The following is a 12,085-nucleotide window of genomic DNA, read 5'->3' as shown; positions in this document are numbered from 1 at the left end:
GGCAGGGGTCTTATCACTGAAGGCGACAAGTACGAGCGCTACGCCGTCCTCTCCGACATACTCGGCGAGGAAGACCACCTCGGCGATATGGACTTTAAGGTCGCCGGCACGGAAGACGGCATTACGGGTTTCCAAATGGACATAAAAATCGCGGGCGTTACCGCCGAAATCATGCGGAAGGCGCTGGCGCAGGCGAAGCGCGGGCGGCTGCACATACTGGGCGTCATGAAGCAGACGATCAGCTCGCCCGCGCCGAAGGTGAGCGAGTTCGCGCCCAAAATCGACACGATGAAAATCGACGTAGACAAAATCGGCGCGCTCATCGGCCCGGGCGGCAAGACGGTGAAGGGCATTTCCGCGCTGTACGGCGTGAAAATCGACACCGATGACGACGGCACCGTGACCATATTCGGCAGAACCGCGAAAGCCACCGACAGCGCGCGCGCGGCGGTGAAGGCAATAGTGGAAGACCCGGAGCCGGGCACCGTCTACAACGGCACGGTGAAGCGCATTATGGACTTCGGCTGTTTCGTCGAAATCCTGCCGGGCAAAGAGGGTCTGTGCCATATATCCAAGCTGTCGCGGAGCCGCGTAGACCGCGTTACCGACGTGGTGAAGGAAGGACAGCAGATTCCGGTAAAGTTGCTTGAAGTGGATAAAATGGGGCGGCTGAACCTGAGCTATATAGACGCGCTCGAACAAACAAACAATTTGCGGACTTAAAATCCTTCAAGGAAGAGCTTACGCTTGAACTTTGGCGAGAGTAAGCCCCCATTGAAAAAACCGCATTCACTTGTGGCTGTTATTCTGTCTCGCTCTCCTTAATAAGACTTAGGAGTTCTTCTATCTTAGTTTCAACCTCACGTAATACTTTATTGTTCTGGCCGCTGCACAATTCGATAAGGACACCATTATCCATCCAATTTTGATAATCTTTTACACTTTTATACCAAAATATATTATGAAATTCAAAATGATGCTTTATTAATACCTCTCGAAATTTCGCCGATATGTTTTTATTTAAAAACCCATACCAAAGTCCGCTCAAATTTGAATCGAAGGGAAAACACATTACAAGATTAGTACCGTGTTTTTCAAAATCAAAACCCCAATTCGCCATAAAACAGTCTTTTCCGTCATCATCGCCGCCAATAGAAAATCCTAACTCGTGTTTCTTAGCAATATTTTTGAGTGCATCAATACACTGAGTTTCGATAATGTGTTTGACAATATCGACTTTATTGATTGATTGCAGAACAAAAAAAGATTTGAGTGTGTCTGGGCTTTCTGTAACGGTTTCAATTATTTTTGTGTTGCTCATCTTATCTATTCTCCTTTGGTGCGTAATTCCTTCTATCGCATCGCGATATTGAATCAGTGCGGATGTTAATACTTCTTCACTATGTTTTGTTTGTCCAATACAATCTTTTATCCAAGGAAGGATGAAATCTGTATAGGTGATATTTGCAAAGCGCTTTTCGGATATAAGTGTTTCTAACTCTGCTTTTTCAATAGAATAGTCCTTTGGATTTTTTGGAGACAATGTCAGATACACTAAAATCGGATCTACTTTATAATTGTCTTTTACCGCTTTGACGTAATCATGCAACTGTTTCGTTCGATCATCTGCATGTACTTTGTTTTCGATAATAATAACTTCATTCCCATTTGTTTTAATTATCAAGTCAATACTACGATAATCAGTAGTTTTCCATTCTCTGTCGATATACGCAACTGCTGTGTTTGATATTTTCTTTGCGAGGCTTTTTAATGCTTTTAAGCGATTGAGAAATAGTTCGCCAAATTCCGGGTGGTGGTGTGTTTCCGTTGGATTGAGGAAAAAGCCGATAACGCGACTGTGCTCAGTTTCCAAATGAGACCGGGCCATAAGATCAATGATATTACCAAAACCGGGTGCATTTGCTTTTTTTGCTTCATACTCTTTGAGAATATCACTCGTTTCAGCAAGAATTTCAGCTAATTCCATCCTTCCTCTTTTTCCTCCTCAATCAACATATCATACATTCGTCTGACATTATCAGCCCAATCATCAAATAAGTCAATAGGCTCAATGGGGAAAGCGTTACCGCCAAAAGAGAATACCCATTTTGCAACATTGACATGTTGGTTGCTGGTAAAATCCAAAATAATACTGCCGTTTTCTTGTTTTTCAATTGGTTATAAATACTTTCGGAGTCACTGCTATCGATAAACAACCTTCCATCCGCAATAGTTTTTACTTTAACAAATACAAGTTTTTTATTACTTGTATCAATGTATACTAAGTCAATTCGAACATTGTCATCTTTCGAGGCAAATTCGGTATCAAGAACAGACGAATGATTGGTTACAATTTCATACTGTATCGCTTTTTCGGACTTGGAATCAAAGTGAGGTTTTATTCTATCAGCAATAGCTTTCAGTGTTTTTTCTTCAAACTGCGAAAAAGCCAACGGCTCAATTTTACCGGAAAATTCCACACCATTCGCAGTTAATGAAAGTTTGTTATATTTTTCATCATCTGCCAGTGGTATATACTTTGAATGTATCTCACCGGAAAAAGCTTTCCCATCAAACCTTAACCCACTAACGATAGCGCCGCCCCGGTAATAGACATCAAGAGTATTGTCCTTTCTAATTTGAATGGAAATATCCTCGTTTTTGCGTAGATTATCCCACCATAGATAATTTCCATTTTTCAACGCGCGAAAAGTCTCAGCGGTAGGGTCGAGAGTGTTAAAATTTGCCATACAATATACTCTTTATATGCATTATTATTAACGGCATTTTCAGATTTGCCAATACTTTTTTACAAATTTTTAAAAAAAATATTTCTTGCGCCATGAAGGGCGCTCCTCCCACCTTGGGACAAAAAAATTCGTTTACCGGTTAGGTTTGCGACGTTTTGGGCGGCGCAATCAGCATATCCCCCTCGGCAAGCACAGTTCCCGCCGCTTTTTTATGTTCTACCAAGCCTCGGCAGTATTCTACCAAACCTTAGCGGCGTTCTACGAGACTTTGATAGAACAGTACCTGTCCGCCGCATCATCATACGATTCCGGCAACTATTTTCTCAAAACTCGGCAGCATAAACGGCAAGCGCCTGTACGTTTGCCCATATTCCGCCTCTAATGCCGAGTTTCCTGCAAGAGAAACGCTACATGCCCGCCAAGCGCCTCGCTTCATGCGCACCAAGCATCGGTTGCCGACATAGCAACCGCCCGCTCTATCGAGAGGTTCTGATATGCGCAGACGCATAAAGGCGCAACACGAATAAGCGCCTATCGGGGCTACCGAGTGGGCTTTGCAGCGATTTCCACCAGTAAGGCTACTGAGCAATATACCGAAGGGCGATATAGAGCCGCAATACGGATAAGGCGCTCCCCGCGCTCCGCACGGAGAGCGGTCGAGTTTCCCGCACGCTGCCAAGCGCACGGAAAACTCTGCATAGAGGCAAGCGCCTACCGAGTTTATCAAAAAGGCTTGCCGAGGGTCGACGGAATAAACCGCAGAGCGCAGAGAGTGGCTTTCGCCCAGTTGCCTGCCGAGCGATATACCGACAGGCGAAAACCTAGTGCCATTCACCAGCCTCTGCCTATATGCCGTTCACCAGCCCGCCCTATATGCCGCGAGTTTGCTCCGCAAACTCGGTAGCACGCCTTCGACGTGCGTAGTATACTGGCAGGCAGTGAATATTGTGCTGTTCGCCGAGGATGAAATCGCTTCCCCGCTGCCGCTTGCCGACCCGCGGGCACGGCATATCGTGCAGGTGCTGCACAAGCGGGAAGGCGACGCATTCGACGCGGGCGTCGTCGGCGGGAAGGCGGGGAAGGCGGTAATCACCGGAATCCGGCGGGAAGACGGCGCCGTGCCGCGCGGGACGCTTTCGTTTGCGTTCGCGCCGGAGTCAGACGGCAAGCCGCTCCACCCGCTCGGCATGATAATCGGCTTCCCGCGCCCGATTCAGCTCAGGCGCCTCCTCCGCGATATGGCGAGCCTCGGCGTCGCGGAAATCCGGCTCGCCGGAACCGACTTGGGCGAAAAGTCCTATCTGCGCTCCGCGCTTGCCGAGCGCGGCACGGCGCATTCGCTGCTGCTCGACGGGAGCGCGCAGGCGAAAAGCACGCACGTCCCCGCGTTGTCGGTGCACGGCTCGCTCGACGAATGCCTCCGCTCGCTTCCGAAGGACGGGGCGTTCCGCGCGGGGCTAGACAACGCCCGCCCCGAAAAGCCGCTTCGGGACTTCCTGCTTGCGGCGCGACTGGTTCCCGGTGGAACCGGCGGGTGGGCGGCGGTCGGGAGCGAGCGCGGCTGGACGGAGCGCGAGCGGGGCGCGCTCGCCGAGGCAGGCTTTACGCTGTACAGTCTCGGCGAGCGGGTCTTGCGGACGGAAACGGCGGCGACTGCGGCGGCGGCGCTCATCCTCGACGCTATGGGCTGCCTGTCATAACGGCGCGGCACTTATTAGGGAAGATTTCAGCCGATACGGAGCGAAAAACATGAATCAGGACGCGATAAAGAAGATGCTGCTCGACATTCAGAGCAGCGAACTGGAGTTCACCGTGACGCTGACCGGTAAGCGCAGCAAGAAGGTCAACGGGTTGTATAAGCCGCAAACGCACGAGATTCTGCTGCACAGCAAGAACTTCCAGAGCGACAATCAACTGGTGTACACGGCGGTACACGAGTACGCGCACCACCTGCAAACCGAACGGCGCGAGGCGGAAAGCGGCGGAACTTTGCCGCCCGGAAACGCCCGCGCGCACACGTGCGACTTTTGGGCACAGTTTCATGCACTGCTGCGCGCCGCCGAGGCGAAAGGGTATTACCGAATCGGCGTAGACGAATCGCCGGAGCTTGCCGCGCTGACCGAGACCATACGGACGAAATACCTCGCGCAGAGCGGCGCGCTGCTGCGGGAACTGGGGCAGATGCTCTCAAAGGCACGCGCGCTCTGCGACGCGGCGAACATTCGCTTTGAAGACTACGTTGACCGCGTGCTCCGCCTGCCGCGCCCCGCCGCCGAGGCCATTACGAAGGCGGCGGTGTATGGCGTGAACCCCGAAATCGGCTACGAGAACATGAAGCTGGTCGCGTCGATACGCAGCCCCGACAAACGCGCCGAGGCGGAAAGTCAGCTATTGGAAGGGCAGACGCCCGATACCGTCCGCGCCGGGCTGAAGAAGCCGCCCGCGGAAGCCGACACCAAGACGCGGCTTGAGCAGGAAAAGACGCGCATAGAAAAGACTATCGGGCTGCTGTCGCGCCGCCTGAAGCTGGTGGAAGAGAACCTCGCCGCGCTCGCATAGGTCAGGCATAGAGGCAGGGCAAAGTTTGCCTAAATCCAACGCAGATTTAGACGATTCTGCGCCAGACGGTACATTTTTTAAGGTAAATTTAGGTAATTCCAGCAGTCCCGGCAAAGCCGATTCCGGCAGGCTCTCTCGGCAGACATAGAGGCGCAGCGGCGAAGCGTAAACGGTTTGTTAGACGGTGGGCAACTCATTTACACGAACTGTTTTTTGTTCAAATAATGTTATTTCATAATTTTCATTATAATTGACAGCAACTTTATTAGGTTTAAGTTTAGCTTTTAAAACAATTTTTTCGCTGTCAATTTTTCTTATTGAGTCTGGAATAATAAAATACTGCCTTATATCATTCCAATCAATTTCGCGTAACGTAACAATTTCACTTAAATACCAACTTACAAAAGAATCGCCAACTTTAGGATTTATTACAGTGTTTTCTAGTTTTTTTTGTGAGATATTTACATATTGTTCATCTAGTTCAAAACCAATATATTTTCTCCCAAGCTGTTTTGCAGCAACACCAGTTGTACCCGTCCCTGAAAATGGATCGAGAACGGTGTCGTTTTCATCTGTAGCCAACAAAATCAGCCTCTCTAATAGGTGAACTGGTAGCTGACACGGATGTTCATCACGGTTTTTATTATGCCTTATACGATGTATATCTGTCCATACATCAGATATAAGTGGTCCAAATGGATGCAATATATCTTTTTTCCCACCATAATCTTTTAATAAATAACCTTGCTTGCGATCTCTTTTATGGGGGTGTCTAATCTCATATATTTTTGAATTTTTTTGTTCTTTGGTGTAAAACAGAATACCATAATGAACAGGTTGTAATGTTTTACCCATTGGTGCTGTCGGTGCTTCCCATGAAATCCAGTGCCTAAAATGAGCCTTGTCATTTAAATAAGAAGCATAGAAAGTTAGCCATTTTGGAATATTATGCACAAAAATCGAACCAGTTTGTTTTGTAACTCTCACCATTTCTGCTATCCATTTTTTGCACCAAAGAAGATATTCCTGCAAATCAAGATTATCTGTATAGCTTGTATATCTTTTTTTAAGATTAAAAGGCGGGTCTGCAAAACACATATCAATAGAGTTATCTGGTATAGTTTTGAATAATTCAAGGCAATCACCTTGTAAAATAACATTAGTTTTTATTTCTTGTTCCATATTCATTTTCCTAATGTTGAACGGACTAACTGCTCAAACCGGAATAATTCGTCTTTATGGAATGTAAAAACATCTTCGTAGGCATTAACCATTCGTCTTAAATCATTTTTACGAACATACCATCCTATACCATCAACAAAACCAACAAAATGAGCATTCGGGTAATGTTCTTTAAGAAGTGTGTCTATAGCGATCTCTGTTTTTGATTTATCACCTTGTCCTGAAGAAGTAGTTGCCAAAAAAGAGCTTTCGACAACAATAAGCGGGGTTTGCTTATTTGGAATAATAAAATCCATTGTACGTTTTGAATCTGGGGCATTTTTAATGAGTTCTCGTAAATCGCCTTTTTCAAAAGAAACTCCTATATTTCGCAATAATTCTTCAACAACAGTTTCAGGATTATTACTTTTCATTCCTGAATAGCTACCTTTTTCTTTATAGCGAATAAGAGTATCAACAAGTTCTGTCACGTCAAATTTTAATTTTGAAATACTGAGTTTTTTCAATTCAAACAATGGGATAGTTTTTGCAAGAAATGGAATTGACGCACCTTCAAAAAAACAGGTTCACAATACCTTTTCTGAAATTAATATTTTGTTTAATAAATTTTTGTATTGCTTCATCTGTCCACTCTTTAATATCACCAGAGTTTTCACTGTGCCAACTGTTTTTATTTACAAGCGTATTTAATTCATTATTATCAACAATGCGAATAATTGTTGTTAGTCTTTTAAGATATTCATTTGAGAACCCCGTTAATGCCAATAATGCTCTTAAGCCATTTTCTTTTTCAGCGAGAAGTTGTTCAAATATCTCTTTCTTCAACCCTTCGGTTTCAACCTTATTTTTGATTATTAAAAGAGTTTCTTTTATTGAGTTGATATACCCTTCATAATTTTCTTCAAATTTTGCGTTAAAGAAATAAAATGTATTTTTGTCGATCACAGTCGTATATTTTTCGTCCGTTGTCTTCATTACTTTACCTTTCTAAAAATAAGGATATATTCATCTTTCATGGTATTTCTCATGCCGCGTATTGGTTTTTGAATCATTTTCACAAGAGGCATGCCGTATTTTTGACTAAATGCTATTACAGAACTTTCTAGCCGTATTCCACCTGTTTGATTAGTATTTGAACCAATAATCACAGTGAAATATTTATCTGTCTTTAAGACACGAGACATTTCTGCACATAATTTCTCAATATCATCAAAATAATTCTCTATTTTATCGTTTTTTTTATCACCTTTTAAGCCAATCATATTTTTTTTCAATTCATCTATATCAACCCCAAAGAATTCGAGTTGATCCCTGTCATTCTCAACGTAATCTATTGCAAAAGAATATGGAGGCGAAGTGATAATGCAGTCAACACTTTCATCCGGCAAATCAGTTTTTAGAGCATCCTCACCAATGACAGTAACATTTCCAAGATTTTCTTGTTCAAAGTATGGATTTTGTAAAAATGTTTTCATGGTTTCAATATAACGAGGTAAAACTTTATCAAAAAGTTGTCTGTGATTTGAACGAACAACACGCTTTGAATACCCTAGTGCATCAAGATATGCTAATAAAGCAAGGCTATATACATTTTCTTTTTCGCTATTCCCGAAATTTTTAATTTTTTCAAGGCTATTTTCACTGGATAAATAATTAAAAAACATTTCTGTATCGGTATTTGTTTGTAAAAATATATTTCTATCAATAGTTAATGAATCATATTTAGTTTTTATCATAAACTGACAAAAAGGGCTAATATCAAGTGCGAGTGAATTTATACCCATTAATGACGCTTCAATATTTGTTGTTCCACTTCCAGCCATAGGATCAAGTACAGTCTCGTTTTTTTGAATGTTAAAAATGTTTAATAACGCTTTGATGAGCTGTGGGTGAAATTTCCCACGATATGGGAAAAGTCCGTGAGTAGCGTAACCCGTAGAAAACTGTCCTTCTGCGAAGTACGCTCTAGTTGCCGACGTGCGATTTTCTTGTATAGTGTCAGGAATGACAGAACACATTAAAAAATGATGAGAGCATTTTCCGTCTATTGATTTTATAAAGGCAGTTCTGTCGAGCAACTGCTCTCTTGGGAGGTTTTTATATTCCAAAAAAGCCAATTCCAACTCAAACAACTCGTTTACGTTCCCCAAAAGCTCTATTCCTTGGTCAAAAATGCGCGATATAATGTTTGATTCCAAATTTTCCATGTATTCTAGTGTAATTCATTTTTATGAATGGTTCAATAGGGTAAAATTTAAACTATGTGTGACTTGCCTTTTGTCTGACGTTTAAGATTTGCGCCTTCAATCAGCATACCCCGCAGCAAGCATGGTTTCCGCCGCTTTTTTCATGTCCCAACGCGGGGCGGGTTTGCCAATCCGCGCTTCAGGTCTAGGCAGATACAAAACATATCTAGGCAGTTATAAAATATATCTGGGCAGTTCTGTCGTGTAACTGCCTTGTAACAAAGTGTAATTGCCCAAATCAAAAATAAAACAAGGCAGTTTCAAAGTAAAACAAGGCAGTTTTAAGGCATAATTAGGCAGTTTTACAACCTCTGCGGACAATTATTTGCCCTCCGGTTCCCGCGTTACCTCTGTGTCGAGTTTCCCCAAGAAACTGCCGCACGCCGTAGCGTGCTACCGAGTTTGCTTTGCAAACTCGCGGGATAAAGGCTCGCCGAACGCACCCAGCATAAACGCTTATAGTGCCTGCTTTTACCTATACGCCGGATTTTCTCAGGAAACGCGGTCATTCCCCTTACAGGGGAACGCCAGCATTGCGTTCGGCGGCGGCACGGGACAGTTCGCGCCAGCGGTGGCAGGCTACGCGGTGAGCGCCGCCGGAATCCTCAAAAACAGGCGCTCTGTGCGCGCAGCGCGTTTCAGCGTGCGGGCAGCGCGTGTGAAACTTGCAGCCGCTCGGAGCGTGTATCGGGCTGGGGATTTCGCCGTGCAGCTCGACGCGCGCCCGTTTTTCACCGGGACGGGCGCGGGGCGCGGCGGAAAACAGGGCGCGGGTGTAGGGGTGGAGCGGGTTGCCGGTGATATCCGCCGCCGTACCGGTCTCCGCGAGAGCGCCGAGATACAGCACGCCGATGCGGTCGCAAAAATACTCGACCGTCGATAAGTCGTGCGATATAAACAAAAAAGTCAGGCTGAACTGCCGGCGGAGCTCGCGCATGAGGTTGAGGATTTGCGACTGCACCGATACATCTAAGGCGGAAATCGGCTCGTCGGCGACTATAAACCGGGGGCGCAGCGCAAGCGAACGGGCTATGCCGATACGCTGTTTTTGCCCGCCTGAAAACTCGGCGGGACGCCTGCCGGCTAGCGACCGGCTGATACCGCACAGTTCCAGATAGTCGCCCGCCGTTTTTTCGATTTCTCCCGCCGGAACGACGCGGTGCTTCCGCAAGCTTTCGGCGACAATATCGCCGGCCGACATGCGCGGGTCGAGGCTCGCCGTGGGGTCTTGAAAAATTATCTGCATATTCCGGCGCAGCGCGAGCATTTCCGCAGACGGCAATGAAACGCGCTGGCGCTCTGCGGCGCTCCGTTCAAAAATAGTTTTTCCGTCAAAGACGACGCGGCCGCTCGTCGGGGTAAGCAAATCGAGGATACAGCGGGCAAGGGTCGATTTGCCGCTGCCTGATTCCCCGACAAGACCGAAACATTCGCCCTCCTGTATTTCCAGCGACACGCCGTCCACCGCTTTTACGCCGGATTTGTTTCGGCTGAAAAGCGAATTGCCCGCGGGAAACTCTTTCCGTAAACATTCTACTTTCAATAATGGCTCGCTCATTTTGACAGCCTCCAGCAGCGTACTTTGTGTCCGGTGGCGCTGCCGCTTATGCGTCCGGCGTCTTCCAGAGGCGGCACCTCTTTCCGGCATATGTCCGCGGCGCGGTTACAGCGCGGGACAAACGGACAGCCTGCTTCCTGTTGCCCCACCCGCGGAACAACGCCCGGAATCGTGTACAGCGCCTCTTTGTTCGCGGCTCTGCGTCCTTCTCGCGCGCGCATAAGTCCGTAGGTGTACGGGTGCAGCGGCGTGTCAAAAAGAGCAGCGGCGCTGCACTCTTCCACCACATAACCGCTATAAATCACCGCGGTACGGTCGGCAATTTCGGCTATCACGCCGAGGTCGTGCGTCACAAAGATAAATGACGAATCCAAGCGCGCCTTGAAATCGTTAAACAGGTCGAGTATCTGCGCCTGTGTGGTTACGTCGAGGGCGGTGGTCGGCTCGTCGGCGATAATCAGTTCGGGGCTGCAGGAAAGCGCCATAGCGATCATCACCCGCTGCCGCATACCGCCGGAAAGCTGCCACGGCTGGCAGCGGCACGCCTTGCCCGGTTCGGGAATGCTTACCGATTTCAGCAAGTCCGCGCACCGTTCTCTGTTCTCCGCGCCCCTCAAACCAAGGTGCTCCCGCAAAACCTCCCCCATTTGCTCGCCTATCGTCAAGAGCGGGTTGAGACTGGTCATAGGTTCCTGAAAAATCATCGCGATATGTTTGCCGCGCACTTTGCGCATTTCTTTTGCTGACAAGGCGCACAAGTTATGAGAGGCAAAATCGATTTCCCCGCCGGTAACGCAGACACGGTTCGGTAAGAGTCCCATGACAGACAGCGCCGTCATCGTCTTACCGCAGCCGGATTCACCGACGAGGCCAAACACTTGCCCCCGCTCAAGGCTAATGCTAAGCTCGTGCAACAGGGGGACGATTTGTTTTTCGCCTGCCTCGACAGTCAAACCGCGTATGTCGAGCAAAGGCTGAGGAGTTGTCTTACTCATCGACGCCGTTCCGTATCGAAGCGTTCCTGCAAACCTTCGCCGATAAAGTTTATTGCGAGGACGACGACCAGCACAGTGATTCCCGGCGGTATCCACATCCACCAGCATTGCTGCAGTATCGTGAAACTTTGCGCCCGCGAGAGCATCGTGCCCCAGCTCGGTTCCGGCTGCGCGACGCCGAGCCCCAGAAAGCTTAAACTGGCTTCAAGCAAAATCGCGTAGGCGACGTTCAGGGTGCCGTACACGATTATGTCTCCTGAAGAATTGGGGAGAAGGTGGCGCAGAATTATCTCCGTGCGGGACAAACCGAGCGCTCGCGCCGCTTCGATGAATTCGCGGTTTTTAAGCGATAAGACGCTGCTCCGCACGACGCGGGCCATAGCGGGCCAGCGCAACAGCGCGATTATCAGTATCACGTTGGTAAAACTGGGTCCGGTTAATGCCGCTATGGAAAGCGAGATGACAAAAAAAGGAAAACACATGATGACGTCGGTAACGCGCATGATGAGGCTGTCCCAAATGCCGCCGAAAAAACCGGCGACGGAACCGAATGTGACGCCGATGACGAGCTGTATCAGCATTGCGATAATGCCCACGGCAAGCGACACCCTGCCGCCGTATGCGAGGCGCGTGAATATGTCGCGTCCCATTTCGTCGGTGCCGAGCAGGTGGCCGTTGCCGGGCGGCTTTTCCACCTCAGAAATGCTGATTTCGTCGCGGTCGAACCGCGAAAAGAGCGGACCCGCCAAAGAAAACGCCACGAGAAACAGAAGCATTAAGACGCCCTCCCGAACC

The 12,085-nt window shown here is 47.7% G+C and carries 12 protein-coding genes; 3 read left to right on the top strand and 9 right to left on the bottom strand.

The features are described 5' to 3' along the window. The coding region (locus AWU74_RS01850) for a S1 RNA-binding domain-containing protein (RefSeq protein WP_162504663.1) at window positions 1-723 on the top strand (723 nt) is incomplete at its 5' end. A 79-nt stretch (window positions 724-802) separates the two neighbouring features. Here the strand turns inward: AWU74_RS01850 and AWU74_RS01845 are convergent. Then, window positions 803-1,987: a PDDEXK-like family protein gene (locus tag AWU74_RS01845; RefSeq protein WP_062327024.1), complete on the bottom strand. Its 1,185-nt coding sequence runs from the start codon at window positions 1,985-1,987 to the stop codon at window positions 803-805. A 22-nt stretch (window positions 1,988-2,009) separates the two neighbouring features. Further along, on the bottom strand, window positions 2,010-2,750 hold the full coding sequence (locus AWU74_RS01840; RefSeq protein WP_062327022.1) for a hypothetical protein: 741 nt from the start codon (window positions 2,748-2,750) through the stop codon (window positions 2,010-2,012). A 938-nt stretch (window positions 2,751-3,688) separates the two neighbouring features. On the opposite strand from AWU74_RS01840, the gene AWU74_RS01835 reads away from it, so the two are divergent. Beyond that, window positions 3,689-4,450 (top strand): RsmE family RNA methyltransferase, encoded by a 762-nt coding sequence (locus AWU74_RS01835; RefSeq protein WP_062327021.1) that lies wholly within the window; start codon window positions 3,689-3,691, stop codon window positions 4,448-4,450. Between the two features lie 49 nt (window positions 4,451-4,499). Continuing rightward, a complete protein-coding gene (locus tag AWU74_RS01830; protein ID WP_062327020.1) occupies window positions 4,500-5,309 on the top strand; it encodes a hypothetical protein in 810 nt (269 codons plus the stop codon). 177 nt (window positions 5,310-5,486) lie between these two features. On the opposite strand, the gene AWU74_RS01825 is transcribed toward AWU74_RS01830, so the two are convergent. The 7 genes from AWU74_RS01825 to AWU74_RS01800 form a co-directional block, all read right to left on the bottom strand. Continuing rightward, window positions 5,487-6,491 (bottom strand): DNA-methyltransferase, encoded by a 1,005-nt coding sequence (locus AWU74_RS01825; RefSeq protein WP_062327026.1) that lies wholly within the window; start codon window positions 6,489-6,491, stop codon window positions 5,487-5,489. A 2-nt stretch (window positions 6,492-6,493) separates the two neighbouring features. Further along, complete coding sequence (locus AWU74_RS09920; RefSeq protein ID WP_238580123.1) at window positions 6,494-6,961, bottom strand: DpnII family type II restriction endonuclease; 468 nt, start codon at window positions 6,959-6,961, stop codon at window positions 6,494-6,496. 82 nt (window positions 6,962-7,043) lie between these two features. Then, window positions 7,044-7,466 (bottom strand): hypothetical protein, encoded by a 423-nt coding sequence (locus AWU74_RS09915; RefSeq protein WP_162504662.1) that lies wholly within the window; start codon window positions 7,464-7,466, stop codon window positions 7,044-7,046. Further along, a complete protein-coding gene (locus tag AWU74_RS01815) occupies window positions 7,466-8,698 on the bottom strand; it encodes a DNA methyltransferase (RefSeq protein WP_162504661.1) in 1,233 nt (410 codons plus the stop codon). Before AWU74_RS01815 ends, AWU74_RS09915 begins: the two co-directional genes overlap by 1 nt. 553 nt (window positions 8,699-9,251) lie before the next feature. Beyond that, window positions 9,252-10,295 (bottom strand): ABC transporter ATP-binding protein, encoded by a 1,044-nt coding sequence (locus AWU74_RS01810; protein WP_062327018.1) that lies wholly within the window; start codon window positions 10,293-10,295, stop codon window positions 9,252-9,254. Beyond that, window positions 10,292-11,290 (bottom strand): ABC transporter ATP-binding protein, encoded by a 999-nt coding sequence (locus AWU74_RS01805; RefSeq protein ID WP_062327017.1) that lies wholly within the window; start codon window positions 11,288-11,290, stop codon window positions 10,292-10,294. The genes AWU74_RS01810 and AWU74_RS01805 overlap by 4 nt, the downstream gene beginning before the upstream one ends. Next, window positions 11,287-12,085: ABC transporter permease (locus AWU74_RS01800; protein WP_062327016.1), on the bottom strand; the 799-nt coding region annotated here is incomplete at its 5' end. The genes AWU74_RS01800 and AWU74_RS01805, both read right to left, overlap by 4 nt.

It is taken from the genome of Treponema endosymbiont of Eucomonympha sp. (assembly GCF_001028545.1).
This window is presented reverse-complemented; position numbering and strand designations above follow the sequence as displayed.